This window comes from Synechococcus sp. N19, assembly GCF_900474045.1.
Classification (GTDB): Bacteria; Cyanobacteriota; Cyanobacteriia; order PCC-6307; family Cyanobiaceae; genus Parasynechococcus.
In genome coordinates, this window is sequence record NZ_UCNR01000015.1 from 146,789 (window position 1) to 170,851 (window position 24,063).

General features: G+C 60.3%; 31 protein-coding genes and 1 tRNA gene. 17 read left to right on the forward strand and 15 right to left on the reverse strand.

The features are described from left to right. Positions 1–92 precede the first annotated feature (92 nt). The 4 genes from DXY02_RS09440 to DXY02_RS12955 all read left to right on the forward strand — a co-directional run bounded on the left by DXY02_RS09440 (position 93) and on the right by DXY02_RS12955 (position 2,151). Positions 93–635 (forward strand): TIGR00730 family Rossman fold protein, encoded by a 543-nt coding sequence (locus DXY02_RS09440; protein WP_244276248.1) that lies wholly within the window; start codon positions 93–95, stop codon positions 633–635. Next, complete coding sequence (locus DXY02_RS09445; protein WP_114989093.1) at positions 635–1,330, forward strand: SDR family NAD(P)-dependent oxidoreductase; 696 nt, start codon at positions 635–637, stop codon at positions 1,328–1,330. The genes DXY02_RS09440 and DXY02_RS09445 overlap by 1 nt, the downstream gene beginning before the upstream one ends. 69 nt (positions 1,331–1,399) lie before the next feature. Next, positions 1,400–1,687, forward strand: a complete 288-nt coding sequence (locus DXY02_RS09450; RefSeq protein WP_114989206.1) for a hypothetical protein — start codon at positions 1,400–1,402, stop codon at positions 1,685–1,687. 170 nt (positions 1,688–1,857) lie between these two features. Then, positions 1,858–2,151 carry a hypothetical protein gene (locus DXY02_RS12955; RefSeq protein WP_244276250.1) on the forward strand — a complete coding sequence of 98 codons (294 nt, stop codon included), beginning with the start codon at positions 1,858–1,860 and terminating at the stop codon, positions 2,149–2,151. Here DXY02_RS12955 and DXY02_RS09460 read toward each other — a convergent pair. After that, positions 2,135–2,551: a hypothetical protein gene (locus tag DXY02_RS09460; protein WP_370586287.1), complete on the reverse strand. Its 417-nt coding sequence runs from the start codon at positions 2,549–2,551 to the stop codon at positions 2,135–2,137. The genes DXY02_RS12955 and DXY02_RS09460 overlap by 17 nt on opposite strands. A 2-nt stretch (positions 2,552–2,553) precedes the next feature. Further along, the gene (locus DXY02_RS09465; RefSeq protein ID WP_006850194.1) at positions 2,554–2,790 is read right to left on the reverse strand and encodes a hypothetical protein; all 237 of its coding nucleotides are present in this window, start codon (positions 2,788–2,790) and stop codon (positions 2,554–2,556) included. A 311-nt stretch (positions 2,791–3,101) separates the two neighbouring features. On the opposite strand from DXY02_RS09465, the gene DXY02_RS09470 reads away from it, so the two are divergent. Then, positions 3,102–3,551, forward strand: coding sequence for a hypothetical protein (locus DXY02_RS09470; protein WP_114989096.1), 450 nt, complete (start codon positions 3,102–3,104; stop codon positions 3,549–3,551). A gap of 429 nt (positions 3,552–3,980) precedes the next feature. On the opposite strand, the gene DXY02_RS09475 is transcribed toward DXY02_RS09470, so the two are convergent. Both DXY02_RS09475 and nrdJ read right to left on the reverse strand, forming a co-directional pair. Then, a tRNA-Ser gene (locus DXY02_RS09475) sits at positions 3,981–4,067 on the reverse strand. Between the two features lie 58 nt (positions 4,068–4,125). Then, complete coding sequence (gene nrdJ / locus DXY02_RS09480; RefSeq protein WP_114989097.1) at positions 4,126–6,456, reverse strand: ribonucleoside-triphosphate reductase, adenosylcobalamin-dependent; 2,331 nt, start codon at positions 6,454–6,456, stop codon at positions 4,126–4,128. A gap of 148 nt (positions 6,457–6,604) precedes the next feature. Between nrdJ and DXY02_RS09485 the strand changes: the two genes are divergently transcribed. The 4 genes from DXY02_RS09485 to DXY02_RS09500 all read left to right on the forward strand — a co-directional run bounded on the left by DXY02_RS09485 (position 6,605) and on the right by DXY02_RS09500 (position 9,937). Continuing rightward, on the forward strand, positions 6,605–7,255 hold the full coding sequence (locus tag DXY02_RS09485; protein WP_371640107.1) for a trans-aconitate 2-methyltransferase: 651 nt from the start codon (positions 6,605–6,607) through the stop codon (positions 7,253–7,255). Positions 7,256–7,261: 6 nt separating this feature from the next. After that, a complete protein-coding gene (locus DXY02_RS09490) occupies positions 7,262–8,908 on the forward strand; it encodes a peptide chain release factor 3 (RefSeq protein ID WP_114989099.1) in 1,647 nt (548 codons plus the stop codon). A gap of 69 nt (positions 8,909–8,977) precedes the next feature. After that, the gene (locus DXY02_RS09495; protein ID WP_114989100.1) at positions 8,978–9,199 is read left to right on the forward strand and encodes a hypothetical protein; all 222 of its coding nucleotides are present in this window, start codon (positions 8,978–8,980) and stop codon (positions 9,197–9,199) included. Between the two features lie 42 nt (positions 9,200–9,241). Next, on the forward strand, positions 9,242–9,937 hold the full coding sequence (locus tag DXY02_RS09500; protein ID WP_114989101.1) for a CPP1-like family protein: 696 nt from the start codon (positions 9,242–9,244) through the stop codon (positions 9,935–9,937). A 3-nt stretch (positions 9,938–9,940) separates the two neighbouring features. On the opposite strand, the gene hslO is transcribed toward DXY02_RS09500, so the two are convergent. Together hslO and DXY02_RS09510 are read right to left on the reverse strand one after the other, a co-directional pair. Beyond that, positions 9,941–10,858, reverse strand: a complete 918-nt coding sequence (gene hslO, locus DXY02_RS09505; protein ID WP_114989102.1) for an Hsp33 family molecular chaperone HslO — start codon at positions 10,856–10,858, stop codon at positions 9,941–9,943. A gap of 14 nt (positions 10,859–10,872) precedes the next feature. Further along, a complete protein-coding gene (locus tag DXY02_RS09510; protein ID WP_114989103.1) occupies positions 10,873–11,511 on the reverse strand; it encodes an ABC transporter ATP-binding protein in 639 nt (212 codons plus the stop codon). Positions 11,512–11,552: 41 nt separating this feature from the next. Between DXY02_RS09510 and DXY02_RS09515 the strand changes: the two genes are divergently transcribed. Continuing rightward, positions 11,553–12,002 carry a DUF3531 family protein gene (locus DXY02_RS09515; protein ID WP_114989104.1) on the forward strand — a complete coding sequence of 150 codons (450 nt, stop codon included), beginning with the start codon at positions 11,553–11,555 and terminating at the stop codon, positions 12,000–12,002. Then, on the forward strand, positions 11,995–12,726 hold the full coding sequence (locus tag DXY02_RS09520) for a 16S rRNA (uracil(1498)-N(3))-methyltransferase (protein WP_170951549.1): 732 nt from the start codon (positions 11,995–11,997) through the stop codon (positions 12,724–12,726). Before DXY02_RS09515 ends, DXY02_RS09520 begins: the two co-directional genes overlap by 8 nt. On the opposite strand, the gene DXY02_RS09525 is transcribed toward DXY02_RS09520, so the two are convergent. Then, the gene (locus DXY02_RS09525) at positions 12,716–13,132 is read right to left on the reverse strand and encodes a hypothetical protein (protein WP_114989105.1); all 417 of its coding nucleotides are present in this window, start codon (positions 13,130–13,132) and stop codon (positions 12,716–12,718) included. The two genes, DXY02_RS09520 and DXY02_RS09525, sit on opposite strands and share 11 nt — an antisense overlap. Positions 13,133–13,218: 86 nt before the next feature. Between DXY02_RS09525 and DXY02_RS09530 the strand changes: the two genes are divergently transcribed. Further along, on the forward strand, positions 13,219–13,938 hold the full coding sequence (locus DXY02_RS09530; protein ID WP_244276252.1) for a TIGR00297 family protein: 720 nt from the start codon (positions 13,219–13,221) through the stop codon (positions 13,936–13,938). Here DXY02_RS09530 and DXY02_RS09535 read toward each other — a convergent pair whose 3' ends face one another. After that, positions 13,939–14,664 carry a sigma-70 family RNA polymerase sigma factor gene (locus DXY02_RS09535; RefSeq protein WP_170951550.1) on the reverse strand — a complete coding sequence of 242 codons (726 nt, stop codon included), beginning with the start codon at positions 14,662–14,664 and terminating at the stop codon, positions 13,939–13,941. 113 nt (positions 14,665–14,777) lie between these two features. On the opposite strand from DXY02_RS09535, the gene DXY02_RS09540 reads away from it, so the two are divergent. Then, positions 14,778–14,942 carry a PCP reductase family protein gene (locus DXY02_RS09540; protein ID WP_114989208.1) on the forward strand — a complete coding sequence of 55 codons (165 nt, stop codon included), beginning with the start codon at positions 14,778–14,780 and terminating at the stop codon, positions 14,940–14,942. A gap of 3 nt (positions 14,943–14,945) precedes the next feature. Here the strand turns inward: DXY02_RS09540 and DXY02_RS12630 are convergent, their stop codons facing one another. The 6 genes from DXY02_RS12630 to DXY02_RS09565 are packed head-to-tail and all read right to left on the reverse strand — an operon-like array spanning position 14,946 to position 20,192. Further along, positions 14,946–15,113 (reverse strand): hypothetical protein, encoded by a 168-nt coding sequence (locus tag DXY02_RS12630; RefSeq protein WP_011364263.1) that lies wholly within the window; start codon positions 15,111–15,113, stop codon positions 14,946–14,948. Between the two features lie 54 nt (positions 15,114–15,167). Beyond that, a complete protein-coding gene (locus tag DXY02_RS09545; protein ID WP_114989108.1) occupies positions 15,168–15,854 on the reverse strand; it encodes a GDSL-type esterase/lipase family protein in 687 nt (228 codons plus the stop codon). Then, a complete protein-coding gene (locus tag DXY02_RS09550) occupies positions 15,851–17,383 on the reverse strand; it encodes an ABC transporter permease (RefSeq protein ID WP_114989109.1) in 1,533 nt (510 codons plus the stop codon). Before DXY02_RS09550 ends, DXY02_RS09545 begins: the two co-directional genes overlap by 4 nt. Next, complete coding sequence (locus tag DXY02_RS09555; protein ID WP_114989110.1) at positions 17,362–18,066, reverse strand: ATP-binding cassette domain-containing protein; 705 nt, start codon at positions 18,064–18,066, stop codon at positions 17,362–17,364. The genes DXY02_RS09550 and DXY02_RS09555 overlap by 22 nt, the downstream gene beginning before the upstream one ends. After that, positions 18,063–18,986, reverse strand: a complete 924-nt coding sequence (locus DXY02_RS09560; protein ID WP_114989111.1) for a putative selenate ABC transporter substrate-binding protein — start codon at positions 18,984–18,986, stop codon at positions 18,063–18,065. Before DXY02_RS09560 ends, DXY02_RS09555 begins: the two co-directional genes overlap by 4 nt. Before the next feature lie 27 nt (positions 18,987–19,013). Beyond that, entirely contained in the window at positions 19,014–20,192 is a 1,179-nt protein-coding gene (locus DXY02_RS09565; RefSeq protein ID WP_114989112.1) for a pyridoxal phosphate-dependent aminotransferase, read from the reverse strand. Between the two features lie 113 nt (positions 20,193–20,305). Between DXY02_RS09565 and DXY02_RS09570 the strand changes: the two genes are divergently transcribed. Genes DXY02_RS09570 through DXY02_RS09585 form a run of 4 tightly spaced genes read left to right on the forward strand, consistent with a single transcriptional unit; the run spans position 20,306 to position 23,841 of the window. After that, the gene (locus tag DXY02_RS09570) at positions 20,306–20,680 is read left to right on the forward strand and encodes a VOC family protein (RefSeq protein ID WP_244276254.1); all 375 of its coding nucleotides are present in this window, start codon (positions 20,306–20,308) and stop codon (positions 20,678–20,680) included. Further along, positions 20,677–21,255: a uracil-DNA glycosylase gene (locus DXY02_RS09575; protein ID WP_114989114.1), complete on the forward strand. Its 579-nt coding sequence runs from the start codon at positions 20,677–20,679 to the stop codon at positions 21,253–21,255. Before DXY02_RS09570 ends, DXY02_RS09575 begins: the two co-directional genes overlap by 4 nt. 5 nt (positions 21,256–21,260) lie before the next feature. Continuing rightward, entirely contained in the window at positions 21,261–22,457 is a 1,197-nt protein-coding gene (gene ispG / locus DXY02_RS09580) for a (E)-4-hydroxy-3-methylbut-2-enyl-diphosphate synthase (protein WP_114989115.1), read from the forward strand. Between the two features lie 34 nt (positions 22,458–22,491). Then, positions 22,492–23,841 (forward strand): S41 family peptidase, encoded by a 1,350-nt coding sequence (locus DXY02_RS09585; protein ID WP_114989116.1) that lies wholly within the window; start codon positions 22,492–22,494, stop codon positions 23,839–23,841. 1 nt (position 23,842) lies between these two features. Here DXY02_RS09585 and DXY02_RS12635 read toward each other — a convergent pair whose 3' ends face one another. Continuing rightward, positions 23,843–24,010: a hypothetical protein gene (locus DXY02_RS12635; protein WP_006849887.1), complete on the reverse strand. Its 168-nt coding sequence runs from the start codon at positions 24,008–24,010 to the stop codon at positions 23,843–23,845. Positions 24,011–24,063 lie beyond the last annotated feature (53 nt).

A 24,063-nucleotide genomic window follows, 5' to 3' on the forward strand; every position in this document is an offset into this window, starting at 1 on the left:
CCTCATCGGGACCCGTTTCTGGTGATTCTCGAGGCTTGGCTCGTTTTTCCCAGCCATCGCAGGTGAGGATGAATGGATCACGGCCAGGCGCCATGGATCGAATCGCTGTGTATTGCGGCTCCTCGAGCGGCGACTCGAGCCTGTTCAAGCTTGCTGCCACTGAGCTGGGTGCACTGATCGCCACCCAGGACATGGCCCTGGTTTACGGCGGCGCTCGCATTGGCTTGATGGGCGCTGTTGCTGATGCCGCTTTGGCGGCTGGAGGGGAGGTGATTGGGGTGATCCCCGAGGCGTTAACGCAGGATGAAGTGCTGCACTCCGGTTTGACCCATCTCGAGGTTGTGGGATCGATGCACGAGCGCAAAGCGCGAATGCTCGATCTGGCCGATGCAGCCGTTGCCATGCCCGGAGGCCTGGGGACCCTCGACGAGTTGTTTGAGGCCTTGACCTGGGCTCAGCTTCGTTTTCATGCCAAGCCGATCGGCATGCTCAATATCGATGGCTACTTCGATGCGTTGCTGAGCTTTTTGGATCAAAGCGTTTCGACGGGCTTTCTCTCGCAGCGAAATCGCCAGCTCCTCCTGGATGCAACAACGCCAGAATTGCTGATCGATCGACTCCTCAACGCGTCCTGATGCAACGCACGGTTTTGCTTACCGGAGCCAGTCGTGGCATCGGACGTTCCATTGCCAGACGGTTGCTTAAGGATGGTCACCGCCTCAGCCTTGGTCTGCGGGATCCGCAGGCTCTAAGGGGAACAGACCTGGACGTTGAGATGGTGTTGCATCACGCCTACGACGCCAACGATCCAGCCAGTGTTGAAGCCTGGGTTGACAGCACCGTTCGTTACTGGGGTGCCATCGACACCGTGATCCACTGCGCGGGGATTTTGCATCGAACCCCGTTGTTGTTTGCGGATGGCGAAGAGCAGCAGCTTGATGAACTGTGGGCAATCAACGTGAAGGGGCCCTGGTGGCTGACCCGTTCGGCCTGGCCGTATCTGGCGACCAGTGGCCATGGACGAATCCAGGTGCTGGTGTCGATGAGTGGCAAACGCGTCAAAGGTCGAATGGCGGGTTATCCCGTAAGCAAATTCGCCTTGATGGGGCTCTGTCAGAGCATGCGCAATGAAGGGTGGGACAAGGGGATTCGGGTGACCGCCATCTGTCCCAGTTGGGTCAACACCGATATGGCTCGTGCGGTGACGGCCGTTGAACCTGCCGCGATGACCCAACCCGAGGATCTTGCGTCTCTCTCGAGCAGCCTGTTGTCGATCCCCAACGCCGCCGTTCCGTTCGAGTTGGCGATGAATTGCTCGCTCGAAACCTGAATCTTCCGGTGAGGACGATGTCGCCCTCAGATGATGTCGCTATGGATGACCCAGCGTCCCTGCCTTGCGATGTGTCTTCTGGCAGCGATTGGCCTGCTGGCTCCACGCCTGGTTTTGGTGTTGATGTGGTTGATCAACAGCAGTTTCGTGCTGCAGCCCTTCATTGGCACCAGTGTTCCCAACCCGTTGCTTCCCATCCTGGGTCTGTTGTTTCTCCCCACCACAACCCTCGGCTATTGCTGGGCTGCGGCCTCGTTCGGGGGCGTGTCGTCGTTCAGTGGCCTTTTGGTGGTGTTGATCGGTTTGATCATCGACTTCGGGCTGATCGGTAATGGCCGTGGTGCTGTTCGTCGTTGAAGATCATCCGCGTGGAAAACTGCGCCATCTGCCAGCTGCATCTCGATCCCACCGCGCAAGAGCGGTACGAGATTCAGCGCTCTGAACTCTGGGTTTTGCGGCATCATCCGGACCCAGCACCCCTACCATGTTGGCTTCTCTTGGATTCACGAAGGCACTGTTCCGGCCCCGTGGAATTCACGGGGGCCGAGGCTTCTGATTGGGGGTGCGCTGTTCGCGATGCCAGTGATCTCGTGAAACAGATCAGTGGATGCGAGCGCGTGTATGCCATTGCCTTTGGTGAGGGAGCCCAGCACCTTCATCTCCATCTCATCCCACGCCATCTGAATGAACCGGCCTCCAAAGCGTGGGCGGTTGCCGACTTGTACCGGGACATGGATCGCGGCGATCGAGCCGCCGCTGATCCTGCCGTTGTGGTGGCGATGGTGCAACGCTGTCGATCGTTGATCAGCGCCCCGGGTTGAAGCGTTTGCGCGTCTTGGTGCCGTTGGCGTTTTGCTTGAGATTGCCCAAGGGCCAGCCCAGGTGTCTGAGATGGCTCACTGTGTTCGGCGATGCGCTGAAGCAGTTTTCGCTGTAGCTGCTGGCGATACCGATCTCTTTGAGGGTGAGTAACAGCAACCTCTGCTCTCGGCGTGTACCCCGACGGCTGGCGAGCAGCACGAAGTCGCGTTCGCGAAGCTGTTCACCGATCGCATCGATGTTCTCGGAGTACCCCAAGGAGAGGGTTTGATCAATAGCGCGATAGGCGGTGTAGATCCGCCCCTCAGGATTGTTCTCGAGGGTTTGCACCCTTTCGCTCAAGGCAATCACGGCGTCCATCACCGGAGCCTGAAGCGCTTGTTCGATCTGATCAAGCTGCACGATCACAACCCTCCCACAGCCAAACGTTCATCACAGGCAGCCTCATAGGCGCGGATGGCTGCGCTGGGAATGGAGCCATTGCTCTTGAGTTGGCGCACCGACAGCTCCACGCACTGAAGTACAACGCTGGTCAGCTCACGTCCTTCGCACAGGGCCCAGCCGCGAAGAAGCACATGAAGGCTCGGTGGAACGGAGACCGTGAGCTTCACCTGGGTCTCTCGGGTGGAGGTTTTGATCATGACCCGTCTGCTGCCGGAGCATCCCCAGGGTAGCTCAAGAGACGCTGCTAAGCAACTTGTGAGTATCTGTTGGGTGTCTTTGGGGTTGCTTCTGGGTTGCTCCTCGGCATTGCTCGGCCCTTTGGCGTGACCGCCAGGGTGCTGCTTGCATAGCTGATTCATGGGCCACCCCGTTGAGGTGCCAGGCCTGAACCATCTGGCTGCAATTGTTGTGCCTCTATGTCGTCAATTCAGCCCTGTCTGGGCTGCCATCTTTCCTTATCCCGGTGATTCCAGTTGTCGATTGTTGATCACCCAGGCGAAGTTTTTTTATGCAAAATCTGCATATCCATGGATATGATGTTGGCGTGGATTCTTGGGAGCAGATGGGCGCAACTTCGGTTCAGGCTGACAAGGTCGTCAACGTCAGAATGTCTGAATCGGAGCACACTCTGTTGAAGGCTTATTGCGCTTCGTTGAACCGAAGCATGCAAGACGTGCTTCGTGATTTCGCGTTAATGCAAATCCAGAATCAACGCTTTTGTTGCCGCCTTGTGCGCTCTTTGATGGATGAGCATGGGATCGAACAAGACCCCAGAGCTCGTAAGACTTGTTTTGGCTACGCCTGTTATTACTGCCGCCATGCAGAGTCCTGCATGGCTGGTGAAACTGATTTGCTTTATATCCCCCGCCAGGAGATCCGTGAATTGGTTGCTGAGGAATCGGCTTATATCTTCGACTTTGACGGCAGCAGCATTGAGGCTCCAACCCAGATGGGCTGATCGGATTTCAATTGTTCAGTCACTTCACCCATCGATGCACGAGCCTTACGTCAAGAGATTGATCGAGGCCGTCGAGGCAGGAATCAGATTGATTCTTGGGCGCAATTTGTGGATGTCCAGAAATCCCAGCGCAACCCCTTCAAAAATGCCGACGATTCGGCTCATAGTGACACCGCCAAGTCGCTAATCGGGCTTGGAAGCCGGACAGAGCGATGTCCGACGCCTTGGTGTTTGACTCCTGCTTCGGCAGGGGTCAAATCCATTTGTTTCTTAAGAAACCTGGTGATGAATCGATCTGCATTGATTGGCCCATCAAGGTATCGACGTGGTCGAATCGCTCCGGTGGTGCATCACCGTCGGCCACACAACATTTCCTGATTCATTTCAAGACCAACGATCGCCTAGATCATTGATTCAGGTCGTTCAAAACGGAGAGGGTGGGATTCGAACCCACGGTGCCCGTGAAGACACGCTGGTTTTCAAGACCAGAGCCATAAACCACTCGACCACCTCTCCAGAGGGTGTCAGGTGCCCCGCAAGACACCTGACAACTGTATCGGGACGTGCTCCCAGTTCAGTTTTCCGGCTTGGCCAAAGGCAGCAGACACTTATCGGAATCACATCCGGCCGGGCCTGCTTCGGTCAGCTCGCCCTGGTCGTAACGCTGCAGTGCTTCGAAGAAATCACTGCTGACGCGACGCTTCACCACAGCCGATTGCAGCTCCTCGTAGGTGGCTGCATCGATCGGCTCAAAGGGCAGGCGGGGGAAGGTGGCATTGGCATCGAAGCGGGCCAGAAGTGCTGCTGAGATGTAGCCCTCGCCATTCTCCATGGCTTGATGCAGCGCATCAGCCAAGGGTTCGATTTCGTGCTCGCGGAATTCGATGGTGGCGGAGGTGTTGTGAGCGGTGTAGTGCCGCTGCACCTGCATGTAGAAATCGAATTGCGCCATGGCACTGAAGCCGTTGATGTCAACGGCGTCAGCACCGGGCAGGTTGGCCCAGCTCACCTCGGTGGGTATCTCCACCAGCCATTCGGTGCAGCGGGGATCGAAGGGGTCATTCAGCAGACGGCCTTCCTCATCCTTGTCGGACTGGGAGGGAACGATGGTGTAGCCGTAGTCCATGCAGGCCATGGCCACGGGGTCGTTCTTGCGGAAGGTGATCCGACGGATGAAGCGCTGAGCTTTGGGCGGATGCCAGCCAGGGGCAGCACCGGTGAGCAGGCTCTTGGTGCCAGCAGGCTGCACGGTTGTGCAGCGGTTGGGACGACGCAGGCCATGACGGTCGCAGTATTCCCAGACCGTTTGATTGACGATCTCCTTCCAACGGCTCAGGTAAGCGGCTTCCTGCTCCTTGAAGCGCAGACCCACCTCGGTATCAGGCCGGCCAGCCTCCCACCAGCTCAGCCATTCCGTGCCGAAGGCATGGACGAAGAAGTCGAACAGACCGGTGAAGCTGACGCCAACGATCGGGTCCCATTCACGGCTCTGGCGGTACCGCTCCACCTCAAAACGATGGTTGAGCAGACAAGCAACTGACAGAGCGCCTGCACGGAAGGCATCAGCCTGTCCTTCCTCGTCGCTGGGGTCGATCTGGTTGAGGTGCACCTCGGCCAGATTGCAGTGGAAATCTGCGCCCAGGATCTCGCCGCAGGGATTCAAGCCGTAACGGCTGAGGCGGTGCTCCAGCTCGTCGGCGCCGATGGGGCCATGGTTGTCGGACAGCCAACGCCCCGCTTCCTCACGACCCTGGTCACAGTAGATCTCAATGAATTCCGTTCGCAGCTCAGGGGTGGTGAGCAGATCGGCATTGGAGCGAGCGATCGCTTCGGGAGCGAACTGGATCGCGCCTTCGCCGGAGTGGAACTGCTTGGTCACCGCTGCGTGCACAACGTCCTTGCTGGGACGGGTGTGATAAACGCGGGTGTGGTTGGCCATCCGCAGCGCATCACGCTCGGGGTCGATCCTCCAGTTGCCCTCCTCGTCTTGCTGCCAGAGGTTGTCTTTGGAGGACGCAGCCGCCTGGTCGTCCGAAGCGAACTGGCGCATGCCGGCGCTGCGGCGGATGTTTCCAGCCACGATCGTGACGGCGGCTTCGTCGATCAGAAGGCAGCACTCGACTGAGGTGAGCCGACGGCCCTGGGCCTTGTTCAACAGCCGAGCAACGCGCCCGTAGAGATCCTTCAGCTTGACGGGGTTGGCCATGCCGCCGAAACCCTTCAGCGTTTCCCCAACAGGCCGCACATCGCTGAGGTCCACCTCGATCTGAATCGGACCTCCGTTGAACCGTTCATCGCTGCTGAGCTCGAGCATCAGCTGGTAGCTGTCCACCCAGCCGCGACGGGTGTCACCCACCTTGATGGTCACCTTGTTGCCATCAATGCTGTGGGTGCAGTCGTCCTGGCGCTCAGCGGCAGGAGTGATGCCGATTTCGCTGACGCTGAGAACTTCAAAGCTGTTGCGCACCACCGGAAGCCGGTCGATCAGGTGCGGCTCGATGATGGCGCCGGTGCCACAGCCCATCATCGCCAGGTCCATCATCAGACCAAAGGCTTGCCAATCCACCAGGTTGGTGGATGTGCAGTTGTAGGAACCCGAGAAGTTTTCGGGCTGCTCGATCCAGCGGGTACCACCGATCCAGAGCCAGCGGCCGGAGGGAAGAGCTTTTTTCTCGGCCTGCATGCGAGCCAGCAGGGCAACTTCCGCATCGTTGAGGTTGCCCAATTGACGCAGGCCTTCCAGGTTTCGCGCGCCCACCTGACTCCAGCTCTCGCGACCGCTGGGGGTTTTGCGGCTGTAGGTGCGATAGAAGACCGGGTTGGCAGCAGGAGCGGTTGCGGGGAAGTCGCCGAACCCGGCGACAGCTCCCGCAGAGGTCTCCACACGATTTGGAGTGAGGGTCACGTGCGGTGCTGGGGCAAAGGACAAGTATCGAAACCCTAACGCCACAGATGGGGGTAGCAAGGTCTCTTTACCACCATCAACAGTGTCCCGTTCAAACTGAGCTCAGAATCGGCAGCAAATGATGCAGCGGCGGCTGGAGCCTGAGTTGATGAACGGCGACACGCAGGTGCAGGCCTATGCCGCTGCTGACTTCAGTTCCGGCGATCAGGCCACCATCGAAGCGATTCAGCGTCTCCTCTCACGCACATCGCCTTTGCCGCCTAATCCACTGATGGTGGACCTGGGTTGTGGCCCTGGAAACATCACGCTTCGGCTGGCCGGCCTCTTCCCCAAGGCTCGGATCATCGGCATTGACGGTGCCGAATCGATGCTGGCTGTCGCCCGGGAGCGGGCCCAGCAGCAGCAGCTGGAGATCTCCTTCCTTTGTCAGACCCTTCAGGAGGTGCTTCGAGGTGCTCTGCTTGACCAGGCTGATCTGATCGTCAGCAACAGCCTTTTGCATCACCTGCACCAGCCTGATCTGCTCTGGATGGTTACCAGAGACTTGGCAGCACCGGGTTGTCGCACCTTGCACCGGGATCTGCGGCGTCCTGCTTCCGACGCTGAGATTCAACAGCTGCTGCTCAAACACCTGCCATCGGCTCCAGAGGTGTTGCAGAACGATTTCGCTGCCTCGCTGGCGGCGGCCTTCGAACCTCAGGAGGTGACCGCACAGCTCCACCGGCTTGATCTCGACGAGTTGACGGTGTCGGCGGAGGACGACCGTTATCTGGTGGTGTCAGGCTTGGTGAAGTCCTGAAATCCGATGAGCGGCAGTCAAGCGACCACTGATGGTGATCTGGCCCAGGTTTTGGCCTCGGCCGTGGATCGCCGTCGCAACTTTGCGATCATTTCCCACCCGGACGCGGGAAAAACAACCCTCACCGAGAAGTTGCTGCTCTACGGCGGTGCCATTCAGCAGGCCGGTGCGGTGAAAGCCCGGGGTGAGCAGCGCAAGGTGACCTCCGACTGGATGGAGCTTGAAAAGCAGCGGGGCATTTCAATCACCTCCACGGTGCTGCAGTTCGATTACGACGCCACCACGATCAACCTCCTGGACACGCCAGGTCACCAGGATTTTTCCGAAGACACCTACCGAACTCTGGCAGCGGCGGACAACGCCGTGATGCTGGAGGATGCCGCCAAGGGCCTGGAGCCTCAGACCCGGAAGTTGTTCGAGGTCTGCCGTATGCGGCAGATCCCGATCTTCACCTTCATCAACAAAATGGACCGCCCGGGGCGGGAACCGCTCACCCTGCTCGATGAAATCGAGTCGGAACTCGGCCTCACCCCCTGGGCGGTGAACTGGCCGATCGGCAGTGGCGAGCAATTCCGAGGTGTGATCGATCGCCGCAGAAAGGAGGTGGTTCTGTTCAGCCGTGCTGAACGCGGCAAGCAGGCCAGTGAGCAACGCCTCTCGCTGGACGACCCTGCCCTGCGCGAGTTGGTGGAAGAGGACCTGCTGGATCTGGCCATTGAAGAAATGGAGTTCCTGGAGGCGGCTGGCGCCGAGCTGGACATCGAGATGGTCCATGCCGGTGAGCTCACCCCGGTGTTCTTCGGCTCGGCCATGACCAACTTCGGGGTCCGTCCGTTCCTCGACGCCTTCCTTGAGATGGCGCAACGGCCGATCGCCCGATCCAGCAGCGAAGGTCTGGTGGACCCGTTGCGTGAAGGGTTCAGCGGCTTCGTGTTCAAACTTCAGGCCAACATGGACCCCAGACACCGCGACCGGGTGGCCTTCGTCCGTGTCTGCAGCGGACGCTTCGAAAAAGACATGACGGTGAAGCACGCCCGCACGGGCAAAGCGATCCGTCTCTCACGTCCTCAAAAGCTGTTCGGTCAGGACCGAGCCGTGGTGGAAGACGCCTATCCGGGTGATGTGATCGGTCTCAACAACCCCGGCATGTTTTCCATTGGCGACACCCTTTATGTGGGTTCGAAAGTGGAATACGAAGGCATTCCCTGTTTCAGCCCGGAAATTTTCAGTTGGCTGCGCAACCCCAACCCTTCAGCCTTCAAGAACTTCCGCAAAGGGGTGAACGAGCTGCGGGAAGAGGGAGCTGTGCAGATCCTTTATGACACCGACGAGAGCAAGCGGGATCCAATTCTGGCGGCCGTTGGACAACTCCAGCTTGAGGTGGTGCAGCACCGGCTTGAAAACGAATATGGCGTGGAAACCCGACTTGAGCCAATGGGTTTCCAGGTTGCCCGTTGGATCAACGGCGGTTGGGCTGAACTCGAAAAGGTAGGCCGGATTTTCAATTGCAAAACCGTGCGTGATGCCTGGAATCGGCCTGTGCTGTTGTTCAAGAACGAGTGGAATCTCAACCAGCTTCGGGAAGACCACCCCGACCTTGAACTCAGCAGTGTTGCCCCGGTTGTGAGTGGAGTGGAGCCGATCAGTCTCTGAACCGCGCCGATCACCCCATCCACACCTCCACAGCTCTCTCGCCAGAATCGTGCCGCGCCTTCAACTTCCGTGAGTACGTTCTGGCTGCTGAAGAACAGCGCTGACGGCGGCACCGAATACGTGTGTTTCCGTGGTGATGACGAATCGGTGGAAATGCTGGAGGGCTACCACCTTCCTCCGCAGATGCCTTTGATCAAGCGCCGCTCCTGGATGAACCGGGTGGATGCCCTCAGCTGCCGGAGCAGGCTGGAACGCAGCGAGGGTTTTCGTCACGGTGCGCCCCTCTTCTGAACAGGCCCCGATACGCTCATCAAAAGGAACCCGATCGACGCAATGGCAGCCCTGGGTGAATCTGGTCCCGATGCAAACGCAGATGATCCATTTGCCCGTCTCGGCCTTAGCCGTGATGCGGGCTTTGATCAGGTTCAGGCGGCCAAAGCACGCTGTCTCGCCGAGGTTTCCGGTGATGATCAGGCCCGAGCAAAGATCGAAGCGGCCTACGACGCTGTCCTGATGGCTCGCCTGCGGGACCGGCAACAGGGTCAGGTAAGTGCTGCTGCAGCGACGGCATCGGAGCGGGAGGCCATGGCGGGATCCATGCCTTCTCCGCCAGCTCAGGCACCGATGGGCAACGTGTTGGCGAATCTCCGCAACAGGCTGCCCGATCCCTCCCCGACCCTCTCCGGCCTCAAGCCCGACTGGGCCCTGGTGGAAGGGCAGGGGCGTTCCGTTCGCCTGATTGCAGGGATCGTCGGCGTTGCTCTTTTGCTGATCTCGGCCGGGAGCATTCAGTTGGTGCTGGCCCTGGCAACCATCGGCGTTTTTCTCAGTCAGGTTCGCCGTGGTCGCCGCCCACTTGCATCCCTGGGCTGGACGTTGCTGGTGCTCATCCTGGGCTTGGCGACAGGCTCTTTGCTGAACCTGGCGCTCTCCCCCACTGCTGTTGAACAGCTGGCTCTCAGCCCTCTGCAGATCCAGGCTCTGCCTGCAGCTCTGCTGCTGTGGGCTGCAGCCCTGTTCCTGGCCTGAGCATCAGGCCGCCGTCGGTAGGCCGTCAATCAGCTCCTGCAGCTCCGCAGCGCTCACGTCATAACGGTCGTTGCAAAAGTGGCAGGTCAGTTCCGCGCCACCGTCCTTGTCACGCATGTCGGTGAGTTCGTCCCTGCCCAGCAGGAGCAGTGCCGCTTTGCTGCGTTCACGGCTGCAAGGACAGAAAAAACGAAGTTCCTGACTGGCCTCGGCATCGTCGAGGGGTTTGGGATCAAGGTCGGGGAAGACGTCCCGAAGCAGATCCTCCAGCTGGTCGCCACTTGCCGCCAGCCGCTGACTGAATCCAGTGATCTCGCGGCAACGCTGTTCAATCAGCTCCACCAGGGCCGGCTCTTCCGCTGCTTTGGGAAGGATTTGAACCAGGAGGCCACCGCTGGCATGGATGCCGGCGCTGTTCACTTGCTCACCTACAAACACGGCTGAAGGAGTCTGTTCGGAGTGGAGCAGATAGGAGGCCACATCCTCACCAATGCCTCCACTGACGAGTTCCACGGTGCTGTTGAAGGGCTCACCCTTGCCGTCATCACGCATCACGTGGAGGTAGCCGGTGCCAGCGGCCTCCTTGAAGTTGAAGCTGAAATGGCCTGCTTCATCCTGAATCGGGTCGAGTTCTAGGCCCGGCTCGCCCACGTACCCACGAACGGTTCCGTTACGCCCGGCATCCACCATCAAGTTCTTGATCGGTCCGTCGGAACCGAGGCGCAGGTTCACCCGGCCGTGCCGCACCTTCATCGAACTGGCCAGCATCAATCCAGCGGCCATGGCTCGTCCGAGCATCACGCTGGTGAGGAACGACAGACCATGGCGCTCCCTCGCCTCACGCACGATGTTGGTTGTTGATACCGCCACCAATCGGATGCCGCCCTCAGCGGCTGTTGCACGCACCAGCCGGTCGGCCATATCCCCTCGGAAGCTCAGGGCAATGTAGTCATCGGTTCGAGCCGCCCGCCCTGCAAGCGCAGTCTTTGGCAGTCCCAGTCCTGAAACAGCTCGGGTTCATGGGTGACCACGATCAACACCTGCTCACGGGCGAGGCCGGCGAGCAGATCAAGCACGTCCCGTCGCACCGACCAATCCAAACCTGCGGTGGGTTCATCCAGGAGGAGCACTTCAGCGCCGCGGAGCATTTGCACGGCGAGGGCAAGCCGCCGTTGCTGCCCGCCGCTCAGCCGTTCTGGCGCCGTTGTGGAGGCGATGCTGTCGAGGCCAACCCGTTCGAGCACGCTCTGTTCGCGCTCATGACCGAGCCGTCGATGCCCCAGCCGCAGTTCCTGAGCCACGCTCAGCCCGAGGAAATGGCGCTCGGGAAACTGGAATACGATGCCGCAAAGCCAGCGCAGCTGCCGTCGTTTCACTGCGCTGCCGTTCCAGCGGATGCTGCCGGATGTGGCTGATGCCAGGCCACTGATGATTTCCAGCAGCGATGTCTTTCCGGATCCACTAGCGCCAGCAATCAGCAGCGGCCGTCCCTTCTGCGTCTGAAAACCGACGCCGTCGAGGATGGGGGCACCCGCAGTCGCAGGTGCATAGGTGATTCCTGAGAGCTCGAGCATGCGTTCAGCTTGAACGATGATGACGGTGTCGCGATGGCCCCATGGACATTCGTTTTCGTGAAGTCGATCCCTTCAATTGCTGGTTATGGATCCGTTTCTCGGCCCCCCCCAGTCAGGGGGAACGGAACTACGTCGATGGTGTCTTTGACAGCTGGTACGTGATCGGGCGTTTGGGCGGCTTCAACGCAGAAAACCTGCAGGTGCATGACGCGGGCTCCGATCTCAGTTGGATGACCTACGACAACGATGGGGCTGAGTCGGCGATGCCAGCCCTGATGCACAACATGGGGCAGCTCGAATACCAGAACGACTGGGGACGTTGCTGGGTTGATCTCGGTACGTCGGATGGAGTTGCCATCGATGTTCTGATCAATGCCCTGCGTCAACTGGACTCCGACGTGGTTCAGATCGAAGAGCTGGTCGTTGGTGGGGTCAATGAGAATTGGCCGGTTGAAGACCATCCCGACAGTGTTTTCCCTGCCGGTGGCTGAACGCCGGCGCTTGCTTCTGTCGTCGGATCGCCTGGAGCAGGGTGGATCGGTTCTGCTCAACTCCGAAGAGCAGCACTACCTGCGGAGAGTGTTGCGGCTGCGCTGTGGCGAGCAGGTGGATCTGATCGATGGTTGCGGCCGGCTCACGACCGCAACCCTGATGGAAGCCAAGCTGCTCGAGCTCGATCGGCCAGCGCAACTGATTGAGCCCCAGGCCCAACCTCCGCTGGGTCTGGCCGTGGCCTTGATGCGGCGGGGGATGGATGAGGTCGTCCGGATGGCCTGTGAGCTCGGGATTGATCGGATTCAGCCCCTGCGCTGCGATCGCTGTGTTCCCCAGGCCGACCACCGACCCGAGCGCTGGGCCACGATCATTCGTGAAGCGGTGGAGCAGTGCGAACGGTTGTGGACGCCACAGCTGCTCGATCTCAAAGACCTATCTCAATGGATGGGAGATGAGCGGGGCCAGCGTCTGGTTGGGGTGACCCGCGAGACGGCACCACCGGCCTTGGATCAATGGTTGCGTCATCAGGCCGATCCTGTTCAGCTCACATGGCTCATGGTTGGCCCGGAAGGGGGCTGGAGCGAAGAGGAACTGAAGCAGTTCACCCAAGCCCAGATTCAGCCTGTCCAGATGGGATCAACCATCCTGCGCAGTTCGACAGCCGCGGTGGCTGGTGCCGTGGAACTGATTCGTTGGCGTGATCGGCTGATCAGCTCTTGAACAGATCCTGAGCGATCCCCCGGAAGGATTTCAGAGCTGCTCCAGGCCGGCGACTGCGCGGGCGCAGTCCGCCACCAGGCATGAGGTTGCTGGGGGCAAAGGTGGAGTAGGTCACCGCCGGGCGGGATGCCTCTGCTGCAGCTAGTTCAGCGGCGATCGCTTCTGCTGTGGTGAGTGAGGCTGCGGGCTGAGCGCTGGATGCAGCACTGGTTTCTGCAACAGTCTCTTCAACAGCTTCGGGGGCTGAAGGCTGGGCAACCTCTGAGGGCTCGGAGGCTGCGACCACAGCTGCCTCGACCGGTGCCTCTTCGGTTGCTGGAGCCTCTTGTTGAGGCAGCTCGAGGGTGGCCGGAGCGGCGGCGTCATCCAGGGTGAGGAAAAAGCCCTTGTTGCTGTTGAACACCATCCGGTCGACCAGAGAACGAACGCACCCGATTCTCCCTCTGCAATGGCCGCAGGCAGGAGATGCTTAGGGCACTGCAACACGGTGTGATGTCAGCACTCTGGATTCAGGCCCTGCTGGTGAACACGGTTTTGATCGCCCTGGCGCAGCGGACATCTGTGCTCACCCGCAGTGGTTGGGTCCATGCAGCTGCCTTGGGCACGATCCTGTGGGGGTGTTTGGGGTGGTCGGGCTGGTTGGCCGTGGTCGCCTATCTCTGTCTGGGAAGTCTGGTCACCAAGATCGGCTTTCAGAACAAGCAGAGCCGGGGCCTTGCCGAAGCCCGCGGTGGGCAGCGCGGCCCTGAAAACGTCTGGGGTTCTGCGGCCGTTGGAGCCTTCCTGGCACTGCTCATCGGTGCTGGTGTCGAGCCCCGTGAGCTGATGTTGGTTGGTTTTGCGGCGAGTTTTGCCGCCAAGTTGGCCGACACCTTCGGCAGTGAGATCGGCAAACGATTCGGGCGCACCACGGTTTTAATCACCAGCCTGCGGGTTGTTCCACCAGGAACCGAAGGAGCCATCAGCCTTGAGGGAACCCTGGCCAGTGCAGCCGGCAGCATCGCCATGACCCTGTTGATGCTGGCCCTGCAGCTGGTTCCTTCATGGCCTATGGCAGTGCTGGTGATGTTGGTTGGCCTGGTGGCGACCCTCGGCGAAAGCCTGCTCGGTGCCCTCGTGCAGGATCGTGTGGCCTGGTTGAGCAATGAGCTGGTCAATGCTCTCCAGACTCTCTTGGCCGCAGTTCTGGCGATGCTGCTGATGGTGCTCTGATCAGCTGGTTTGGATGGGCATCAGACCATCGCGCTGGGCCCATTGCTGCAGCAGTTGAACGCCCTCATGGAGATGAAGGCGCAGGGTTGAACGGCTGCAATTCATAAACTGAGCCAGATCCTTGAGGGTCTGGCCTTCGATCAAGTGGACTTGCAGCACCGTGCCGGCCAGGCCATCCACCTGGTGCAGCACGCTCTTCAGCCAGTCCAGGTGTTCATCCTCCGCCCTCGAGCTTGCTGGCTCTCCAGGGCTGGCAGCCAGGTCGACGACCTGGCTGGCTCCATGGCTCTGAACCGCGGCAGCCCAGCGCTCTGGTCGAACCGAGAGTTCGGTAGCAAGGTCCTGATCGCTGAGAAGCGGTTGCCGGTTCTGTTCGCGTTCCCGTTGGATCTTCTTTCCGGCTGCGTAAATATCACGCAGTCGCCAGGGAATCCGAATGGTGCTTAATCGATCGCGGCGGTAGTGGAGGATTTGGCCGGTGGCCCGCGAGAGCAGATAGCTGCTGGGGCGGAGGCCTCGTTCTTGATCAAACCGTTCAAGGCCACGGATCAATCCAACCCGGGACTCCTGCAGCAGGCCGTCGAACTCTTCAGGCCCGCGTTGCTGTTGGCCACGGGCCGCGCAGTGGGCCAGGCCCAGGTGCTTGAGAGCCTGCTGATTGCGTCGTGCAATGCAGGGCGGCAGTCCACGCCGGGACTCCTGGTGCAGGTGACGTTGAGAAATCAAGGGATCAGTGCAACTGATCCAACGGTTCAACGCTCAGCCCCGAAGCGGTTGGCCCTTTGGTGTCGCTGATCGGCACTTTCGTGCCGGATCATGGGTGCAACGGTTTTGGATTGATGGACTGGCAACCAGGAGCACTGGCAGCACTCAAGAAAGATGTTCCGTTCTTCGTACGGCCTGCTGTTCGTAAACGCGTTGAGGCGATGGCGGATTCAGATGGACGTTCCGACATCGACCTGGATTTCTACAAATCCGCCAAGCAGGCCATGGCTCCGAGCTGATCCTCAGGAGGGGTCGAGATCGCAGCGCTGCAGTTCCGGCTGGGTCAAGCGGTCAACGATGCGTGCCATATCCAGGGCTGTGAGTTCACCGTTTTCGTCCCACTTGAGCGTGGTTTTGCGCTGGGCAGGGGGGTGGCCGGCAGCGCGTTGTGCAGAGCGGTCAGGTCCCAAGTCCGATCACCAATGTCAGGAGAGCCACACATTAGTCGCCCCCGTCGGTCTCGTTTACATGCTGATAGGTGTTGATGTGTTAAGGGCAGCGAGTCCGGCCCACTCCTGCAGAGGCGCCCACTGACCCAAGCGCTGGTCGAGCCAGCGGTGGCCATCGGCATTGAGGTGGATCCCATCGGGTTCCATCCAGGTCAACCAGTCGGGCTCCTCCTGCATCTCCTGATGCATGGACAGGAAGGGCACATCAGCCTCACGGCACTGTTCAGCCATCACGGCCTCCGTGGCCGCGATCTGGCTGTTGCTGTACCAGAGGCAGCCGGCAAAGGGCATTACGTGCTCATCAACCGCAGTGAGGCCCAGCACAAACACCTGCACCTCCTGGGTCATCTCATTAAGAAGTTGTCCCAGGCCGAACGAAAAGGCCTCCACATCCAGTTGGGGTCTGCCATCGGTCCGACCAACGCGGGCGGTGTCATTCAGCCCGACACTAAGCATAAGTCCGCCCGGCGTTTGGCGACGCAGTTCGCCGCGGCAGCTCCATTCGCTGCGCCAGCGGGCGGCCACGCGTTCTAGGCCGTCCCCGCGGATGCCCAGGGGGTACACCACTGGAGCGCAGGGCAGGTTCATCCAGCGCAGGCGCAGTCGCTGGCACCAGCCACCCGCTTCATGGTCACCCCAACCATGCACGCCACTGTCCCCGAGCACGATCAGCTGACGGGGGGCGTCGTTCGCACCGCTCATAAGGCCATGGCCCGGCTGTTCCAGCTCCCCTGAAGTCGTTCCCCCAGGCTCTCACCCAGCAGTGTGAGCACTGCGGAGATCAGCACGATCCAGAGCACCAACCACCAATGAAACGAGCTGAGGGCTTCCATCAGCTGCCAGCCCAGACCAGCTCCCCCCACCATGCCGATGATCGCGGTGTCGCGAAGGATCACATCAAATCGGTAGGTCGCATAGGTGAGGTAAGCGCGACTCACATCCGCCAGGGGGCCGTAAAGCCAGCTCACCCGGTTGGGGGCGCCGCAGGCCTTCATGGTCTGGGCGGAACGCACTCCCGTGCTGCGGATGTCATCGATCAGCACCCGACCCATCACACCGCCGTGGTGCAGCCCCAGGGCCAGCCCCGCCAGGCTCAAGCTTGGTTTGGCCAGCATCAGCAGCAGGAGTGCGGTGAGAGGGGCCGGGATCAGTCGCAACGCCCCCCACGCCACTCCCTGCAAACGCAGGCTGGCTTGGCTGGGCCAAACCAGCAGCAACAGCGGTGGTAGGCCGGTGGCAACACAACCGGCGATCAGGGTGATCCAAACCGTGGCACCAATCACCCCGGGCCAGGAGATCTCAAGGGCAGCATTGAATCCCTGGGATCCGTCGATGAGGTTGCCGACAACCATCGACCACTCAGCCACTGGCCAGGCCAGCTGCAGATCCAGCTGTGTTCCCCAGCCAAGGGCAACCCAGGGGCTGGCCATGGCCACGGGAAGAATCAGCATGCGTGACCAGCCGCGCAGCGTTCGCAGCAGTCGGTCGAGCACCACCATGGCGATGGCCAGCATCCAAAGCCCACTCCACAGCTCCTGAAATTGGAGCGAGCGCAGGCTGAGGCTGAGGTCTGTCCCCAGTCCTCCGAGGCCGAAAACGCCCAGAATCAAGGCTGAACGAAGTGCGCAATCGAGGCGGTGGCCGATGTGGTCGCTGATCGGCTCTGCCAGCGGTGGGACAAGCCCGGTGAGCATCACCGCCCATGGCGAGGCGCCGGCTCCCTTGAGGACGGGAATGGCCGGTGAAACGTGGCAATCCACCTGATCGGCGATCACCCGCGCCATCAGAACCGTGTAGGGAATCGCGATGGCGCAGATCGCAACCCAGCCATTCAGCCCGTACACCTGCAGCAACAACAGCCCCCAGATCAGTTCATGCACAGCGCGCAGGGGCGCCAGCCAACGGCGCAAGATCACGGCAGGCCAACGCACGCCCGCCTGGATTTCCCAGAAGGTGCTTGAGCTCAGGAGTCCGAGACCCACGCCGAGAACACTGCTGATGCCCCAGGACATCACAGCGATCACCAGGGTGATCTGGAGCCCGTTGAGCAAGCTGCCCAGAACGATGGGATCGATGGAGGGCTGCACTGCCCCAGCCGCGAACTGTTGAAGAACTGAAAGTCCGCCGCCGTGACCATCGCGCAACAACACCCCAAGAATGCCGAGCAGGCTGAGGCCCGGCAGCAATGGGATCAGCGGCAGGGCTGGCTTCAGGCCGATGCGTAGAGCCATTCCAACTGATCCCGATGAATGGTGTTTGGAGCCGCATCGATCACCAGGGCACCACCACGGAGCCCCAGAACCCGATCGAAACGGTGTATCAGATCCGGCCGATGCAGGCTGATCAGACAGCCCGGCAAGAGAAGCAGGATGTTGAGAACGTCTTCGGCGAGGCTGGGATCAAGGGCGGAGAGGGGTTCGTCCGCCAGCACGAGTTCAGGCCGCTGATGCAACAGACGACCCAGAGCCACCCTTTGGCGCTGCCCTCCGGAGAGCTCACGCACGGGCTGTTCAAGCAGATCGGCCTCCAGTTTCACCTGGTGCATCAGCTCCAGGCAGGTGTTTGGTTCCAGCGGACCCAGCAGGTTTCGAATCGCCCAGAGCAGCCCATGGCGTCCCAGGGCACCGCTGTTGATGTTCTGGATCACACTCAGTTCCTCCACCAGGCGCAGGTCCTGCCAGAGCGTGCCGATTTGGCGCCGTTGCCGGCGCGACAACTGCTGATGGGGGCGACCGCACCAGTGCACGGATCCTGCTTCGGGGCTTAAGGCCCCGTTGCAGAGCTTCAGCAACGTGGTTTTTCCGGCGCCACTGGCACCGAGCAAAACCACACGCTGGTCAGCACGAAGGGTGAGGGTGATCGGTTGGAGCCGTTGCCCCAGGCAGACCTGGTGCAGCTCCAGCAGCGCCGTCAACGGATCTTTCCGAGTTGGCGACCCACCGTTTCGATCATCACGTAGTCCTCGTCCTTGGCAGGGATGAAGCGTTCGGCACCGAACAACTCAAGAATCGTGGCGCCGTTCTCTGTGTCTGCCGACAAGTCCAGCAAAGCGCTCTGCAGCTTGTTGGTGAAACCTTTGCCAAAGCGCTCATCCAGACCGGGTCGTACAACCCAGTGGTAATCCACGTAGGGCGGTGTCCTCCAGATCACCGACACCTTGCCGGGATCCACGCGACCGTCCGCCACATTGCTACGCCAGACCTGCTCGTTCAAGGCGCCCACCTCGTAGGCACCGCTCTGAACCACGGCAATGGTGGCGTCGTGGCTTCCGCTGAATCCAGGGCCGCCCCCCGCCAGATCCTCAGGTTTCACGCCGTATTCCCCCATGAAGAACTGGGGCATCAGGCGGCCGGAGGTGGAACTCTCCGAACCGAAGGCCAGTCGGCGTCCCTTCAGCTCAACCAGTTGGTCGGCACTGGTGAAGGGGCGCAAACCACTGGCGCCATTGGCGATGAACACACTGGTGAACTCTGCATCGATGTCCCGTTGTGCCAGCACCCGGGCTCCAGGCGTCTGCAGCCGGGCCTGCACACCGGTGAGTCCACCGAACCAGACCAGATCAAGGCTGCCGGTGCGGAAGGCACTCACCGCCGCCGCGTAATTGCTCACCGGCGCATACCGCACGGGAACATCCAGCTTTTCGCTGAGTTCCGCAGAGAGCGTGCCGTAGAGGCGATTGAGTTTCTCGGGGTTCTGGTCGGGGATGGCACCGATCTGCAGAACGGCCTGTTCGGCGTCGTTCTGGGGTGCGCCGCAACTGGAAACATTGGCCGTGAGGGCGAGGCCGGCAATCAAACCGGTGGCCACCACGGCCCTGCGTTCTCGTACAGACATTCAGAAGAAGGAAGTGATCAGATCGGATCAGAAGGAACGAAGCAGACTCTTCAATCGCATAAGTCCATCGTTGATCGTCTCATCCGCTACGGCACAGGAGAGTCGAATGCAGCGGTCGTCGCCGAAGGCCAAACCGGGAACCACGGCCAGGCCTTCCTGTTCCAGGGCTTGACGGCAAAACTCCATCGAATCCGGCACACCATCCGGCAACCGGGGGAAGGCATAGAAGGCCCCTTGAGGGGGCGTCAGGATGATGCCCTCCAAAGCCTGCAGCCCTTCAGTGAGCAGAGTTCGGCGGCGGTTGTAGCTGATGGCCATCTCGCGCACGCAATCTCGGGGCGCTTCGATCGCTGCAAGGGCACCCCGTTGAGCAAAGCTGCACACATTGCTGGTGCTCTGGCTCTGCAGGGCTGAAGCAGCCTTGATCACTACAGCATCTCCAGCCAGATAACCAAGGCGCCAGCCGGTCATCGCCCAGCCTTTGGCAAAGCCGTTCACGGTGAAGCAGCGCGAGCGGATCTCTTCGGCAATGGCCGCAAAGCTGCAGTGCTGCTGACCATCGGCCAGGAGATATTCATAGATCTCATCGCTCATTACCATCAGCTGGGGGTGACGGGCCACCAGCGCGGCCAGAGCCTCCAGTTCGGCCCGTGTCATCACCTGGCCGCTGGGGTTGCCAGGGGAATTGATCACCAGCAGTCGGCTGCGTGGGGTGATCTGCTGCTCCAGCAGATCGAGGTCGAGACGGAAGCCTTCTTCCGCTTTGGTGGGGATGATCTTGGTGCTCGCCCCGGCCAAGGCCGCCATCTCGGGATAGCTCAACCAGTAGGGCGCCGGCACCAGAACTTCGTCGCCGGGATTGAGCAGCACCTGGAACAGGTTGTAGATGGCTTGCTTGCCACCGTTGGTGACCAGCACCTGCTCGGGCTGGGTTGGAATCCCGTTTTCGACGCTCAGTTTGTGGGCCAGAGCAGCACGCAGATCGGGGTCCCCCGCGGCGGGGCCGTAGCGGGTGAAGCCGGATCCCAGAGCATGCTGAGCCGCTTCAACGATGAATGCAGGCGTCGCAAAGTCCGGCTCACCGGCACTGAGGCTGCAGATGTCCTTACCGCTGTCGCGCAGTGCTTTGGCCTTGGCGCTGATCTCCAGCGTCAGCGACGGTTTGAGGGCGACAGCCCGGTCGGAAAGTTCTGGCGGGCGCGGCATCGGTAACGCACCTCCCCGCGGTGCGTTTAAAACTTCATCATCCTGCCGCAGATGGTGTCGCAGACAACCTTGATTTCTCAGCGCCCATGAATGCGATACAGATCAGCTGGGTCTTGGCTGCGGAAGACAGCGCCAAATTGGCGACGTTCTACAGCGAGCTGTTTCAAGCCACGTTGAAGCCTGGGCTGGCGGAGCACCACTGCATCGTTCAATTCAGCGATGGCACCCAGCTGGAGATCTACAGGCCTTCACGCCGGCGCTCTTTTCCCGCCCGAGGGCGAGCGCTGGCGCCCTGTTTGAGGCTCTCCCCATCGCAGGAACCCCTGCCTGAACTTCAACGGCTGCTCAGTAACGCCCTGAAGCGTGGTGGATCGCTCCTCGAGGAGGCGCGGCTTGAGCCCTTTGGTGCTGAGGCCTGGATCCAAGATCCGGAGGGCAATCCCCTGTTGCTCCTGGCTCCCCTTGCCTCTGTTGCTCCGATGTCATGACTCTCTCCAGCCTGGAGGCCTGCAGTTCTTGCACTGCCTGTGACCTCTCCAGTTCGCGCCAGACCGTCGTAATCAGCCGCGGCAATCCCAAAGCGGATCTGATGCTGATCGGTGAAGCACCAGGGGCTCAGGAAGATGCTCAGGGCGTCCCGTTTGTCGGCCGTTCAGGACGTGCCCTCGATCAACTGCTGCGGGATGTGGATCTGGATCCCGAGCATGACCTCTACATCTGCAACGCGATCAAATGCCGGCCGCCCAACAACCGACGGCCGAAAAAAGCTGAGTTGGCCGCCTGTCGGGCCTGGCTTGACCTTCAACTGGAGGCCGTTGACCCCAAGGTGATCGTGCTGACGGGAGCCACCGCTGTGGAGACCATCCTTGGCATCAAGGGGGGCATGACCCAGCTTCGTGGGCAGTGGCAGAGCTGGAATGGACGGGCGGTGATGCCGATTTTTCACCCCTCTTATCTGCTGCGCAATCCCTCCAAAGCAGCCGGCGCGCCCCTGGATCTGACACAACAGGACCTGGCCGCAGTCCAACAGCGCCTGTGCGAGCCTTGGGTTGCTTCTAACTGAGCTTCATGACTGCCCTGGATCGGCGTTACGACACCAAGATCCATCGACGTGTGACCCGCACCGTGATGGTGGGTGATGTGCCGATCGGCAGTGAGCATCCTGTGGTTGTTCAGTCGATGATCAACGAGGACACCCTCGATATAGATGGGTCCGTCGCAGGAATCCTTCGGCTTGTGGAAGCTGGCTGTGAAATCGTTCGGGTGACGACGCCTTCGATTGGCCATGCGAAGGCCATGGCCAAAATTCGTGCTGCACTTCGAGAGCAGGGCTGCATGGTTCCCCTGGTGGCGGATGTCCACCACAACGGCATCAAAATCGCCCTCGAAGTCGCCAAGCATGTCGACAAAGTTCGGATCAATCCCGGGCTATTTGTTTTCGACAAGCCCGATCCCGATCGGCAGGAGTTCAGCAAAGAAGAATTTGCCGCCATCGGCAGGCGCATCCGTGAGACGTTCGAGCCCTTGGTCACCCTGCTGCGGGATCAGAACAAGGCGCTGCGAATTGGTGTGAACCATGGCTCCCTGGCGGAGCGGATGCTGTTCACCTACGGCGACACCCCTGAGGGGATGGTCGAATCAGCGATGGAATTCGTGCGCATCTGCCACGAACTTGATTTCCACAACATCGTGATTTCGATGAAGGCCTCGCGGGCGCCGGTGATGCTTGCGGCCTATCGCCTGATGGCGGACACCATGGACAAGGAAGGCTTCAATTACCCTCTGCACCTGGGCGTGACCGAAGCCGGTGACGGTGATTACGGCCGGATCAAGAGCACCGCAGGCATTGCCACCCTGTTGGCCGATGGATTGGGAGACACCCTCCGGGTCTCATTGACGGAGGCTCCTGAAAAGGAAATCCCCGTCTGCTACTCGATTCTCCAATCCCTGGGTCTGCGCAAGACCATGGTTGAGTACGTCGCCTGCCCCAGCTGCGGTCGCACCCTGTTCAATCTCGAAGAGGTGCTGCATAAGGTGCGGGATGCCACCAAGCATCTCCAGGGTCTTGACGTTGCTGTGATGGGATGCATCGTCAATGGACCCGGAGAGATGGCCGATGCTGATTACGGCTACGTGGGCAAAGGGCCTGGAACCATTGCTTTGTATCGCGGTCGAGATGAAATCCGCAAGGTGCCTGAAGCTGAGGGCGTTGAAGCTCTGATCCAGTTGATCAAAGAGGACGGTCGCTGGGTGGAGCCCGCCTGATCTCGTTAGTCTGAAGAATCAGTCCTGAAGGGCCATGGTTCGGAGTCAGCGCCTGCGTTCTTTGGTTCGTTCGACTCCTTTGCTGCTGATGCTCGGTGTCGGCGGTGTGGTCACCGCCATGGGCATCAGCTCACCAGGCCTCTCACTTCCATCGGCATCCGGGGGATCGATACACGACAGCCCTAAGGAGGTGATTGATCAGGTCTGGCAGATCGTTTATCGCGATTACCTCGATTCGACGGGCTCCTACGACGAAAGAACGTGGCGCCAGTTGCGGAGCAATCTGCTGAGCAAGTCTTATGGAGGCAGCGCCGAGTCCTACGAGGCGATCCGGGGCATGCTGGCCAGCCTCGATGACCCTTACACGCGTTTCCTTGATCCGAAGGAGTTCAAGGAAATGCAGATCGATACCTCCGGTGAGTTGATGGGCGTGGGGATTCAGCTCAGTCTCGACAAAGACACGAAGGAGCTGATTGTTGTCTCCCCGATTGAGGGCACCCCTGCTTCCCGTGCGGGCGTTCAGCCCAAGGATGTGATCGTTTCCATTGATGGTGCCTCCACTAAAGGCATGACCACCGAGGACGCCGTCAAGTTAATTCGTGGCCCGGAGGGCACCGATGTGGTGCTGGGACTCAGGCGCCAGGGTCAGGTGCTGAATGTGCCGCTGAAACGGGCCCGGATTGAGATCCATGCAGTGAAGGCCATGCTCAACACGGCGCCCAACGGCCGCAAGGTGGGTTACATCCGTCTCAAGCAATTCAATGCCAACGCCACGCGTGAAATGCGTGCTGCCATCAAGGATCTGGAATCTCAGGCTGCTGAGGGCTATGTGCTGGATCTGCGCAGCAATCCAGGCGGCCTGCTCGAGGCCAGTGTGGACATCGCCCGCCAATGGCTCAATGAAGGCACCATCGTCAGCACCCGAACCCGCGAGGGCATTCGCGATGTAAGGCGCGCCACGGGCAGTGCAATCACCGACAAACCCCTGGTGGTGTTGATTGACCAGGGATCCGCCAGTGCCAGCGAAATTCTTTCAGGGGCACTCCAAGACAACTCCCGTGCCCAACTCGTTGGACAGAAGACCTTCGGCAAAGGGCTTGTCCAGGCCGTTCGCGGATTGGCCGATGGATCCGGTCTGACGGTCACCATCGCAAAATACCTGACACCCAAGGGAACCGATATTCATAAGAACGGAATCCAACCGGACATCGAAGCGGCGATGTCGAAACAGGAGATCAAGAACTTCTCGGTTGAAGACCTGGGTACCCAGAAGGACAGTCAGTACCGGAAGGCTGAGGGGACCCTGATCAACCAATTGAAGAAAATTCAGGCAGGCACGACCTATCAACACGGCCGGGCCAATCTCAGCTACGCGCTGCAGTAACTCAGGAGATCGGCTGCATCAGTCCGCCGCCGCCACCACCGTTGGAGTCGTCATCGTCTGAAGCGCCGGGCTGGAACAGGGCATACACACCAAGCGCGGTGGCACAGAAAACGCCGCTGATCAGTTCCAGAGAGACGCCACCAGCACCGATCTCGACGAATTCACCCATGTCCAACGGATTTCGCTTGAACCAATGTAACGAAGAATTGCGTGGTTGGTAAC

Excerpts from the sequence above, each read along its gene's own strand:
- ispG (WP_114989115.1), top strand. The coding sequence starts at position 21,261 with ATGACTGCCCTGGATCGGCGTTACGACACCAAGATCCATCGACGTGTG.
- DXY02_RS09550 (WP_114989109.1), bottom strand. The coding sequence starts at position 17,383 with ATGGCTCTACGCATCGGCCTGAAGCCAGCCCTGCCGCTGATCCCATTG.
- DXY02_RS09485 (WP_371640107.1), top strand. The coding sequence starts at position 6,605 with ATGAACGGCGACACGCAGGTGCAGGCCTATGCCGCTGCTGACTTCAGT.
- DXY02_RS09560 (WP_114989111.1), bottom strand. The coding sequence starts at position 18,986 with ATGTCTGTACGAGAACGCAGGGCCGTGGTGGCCACCGGTTTGATTGCC.
- DXY02_RS09450 (WP_114989206.1), top strand. The coding sequence starts at position 1,400 with ATGTGTCTTCTGGCAGCGATTGGCCTGCTGGCTCCACGCCTGGTTTTG.
- DXY02_RS09575 (WP_114989114.1), top strand. The coding sequence starts at position 20,677 with ATGACTCTCTCCAGCCTGGAGGCCTGCAGTTCTTGCACTGCCTGTGAC.
- hslO (WP_114989102.1), bottom strand. The coding sequence starts at position 10,858 with ATGGCCGACCGGCTGGTGCGTGCAACAGCCGCTGAGGGCGGCATCCGA.
- DXY02_RS09545 (WP_114989108.1), bottom strand. The coding sequence starts at position 15,854 with ATGAGCGGTGCGAACGACGCCCCCCGTCAGCTGATCGTGCTCGGGGAC.
- DXY02_RS09440 (WP_244276248.1), top strand. The coding sequence starts at position 93 with ATGGATCGAATCGCTGTGTATTGCGGCTCCTCGAGCGGCGACTCGAGC.
- DXY02_RS09510 (WP_114989103.1), bottom strand. The coding sequence starts at position 11,511 with ATGCTCGAGCTCTCAGGAATCACCTATGCACCTGCGACTGCGGGTGCC.
- DXY02_RS09525 (WP_114989105.1), bottom strand. The coding sequence starts at position 13,132 with ATGGTGTTCAACAGCAACAAGGGCTTTTTCCTCACCCTGGATGACGCC.
- DXY02_RS09500 (WP_114989101.1), top strand. The coding sequence starts at position 9,242 with ATGGCAGCCCTGGGTGAATCTGGTCCCGATGCAAACGCAGATGATCCA.
- DXY02_RS09490 (WP_114989099.1), top strand. The coding sequence starts at position 7,262 with ATGAGCGGCAGTCAAGCGACCACTGATGGTGATCTGGCCCAGGTTTTG.
- DXY02_RS09565 (WP_114989112.1), bottom strand. The coding sequence starts at position 20,192 with ATGCCGCGCCCGCCAGAACTTTCCGACCGGGCTGTCGCCCTCAAACCG.
- DXY02_RS09530 (WP_244276252.1), top strand. The coding sequence starts at position 13,219 with ATGTCAGCACTCTGGATTCAGGCCCTGCTGGTGAACACGGTTTTGATC.
- DXY02_RS09465 (WP_006850194.1), bottom strand. The coding sequence starts at position 2,790 with ATGATCAAAACCTCCACCCGAGAGACCCAGGTGAAGCTCACGGTCTCC.
- DXY02_RS12635 (WP_006849887.1), bottom strand. The coding sequence starts at position 24,010 with ATGGGTGAATTCGTCGAGATCGGTGCTGGTGGCGTCTCTCTGGAACTG.
- DXY02_RS09585 (WP_114989116.1), top strand. The coding sequence starts at position 22,492 with ATGGTTCGGAGTCAGCGCCTGCGTTCTTTGGTTCGTTCGACTCCTTTG.
- DXY02_RS09540 (WP_114989208.1), top strand. The coding sequence starts at position 14,778 with ATGGACTGGCAACCAGGAGCACTGGCAGCACTCAAGAAAGATGTTCCG.
- DXY02_RS09470 (WP_114989096.1), top strand. The coding sequence starts at position 3,102 with ATGCAAAATCTGCATATCCATGGATATGATGTTGGCGTGGATTCTTGG.
- DXY02_RS09445 (WP_114989093.1), top strand. The coding sequence starts at position 635 with ATGCAACGCACGGTTTTGCTTACCGGAGCCAGTCGTGGCATCGGACGT.
- DXY02_RS09515 (WP_114989104.1), top strand. The coding sequence starts at position 11,553 with ATGGACATTCGTTTTCGTGAAGTCGATCCCTTCAATTGCTGGTTATGG.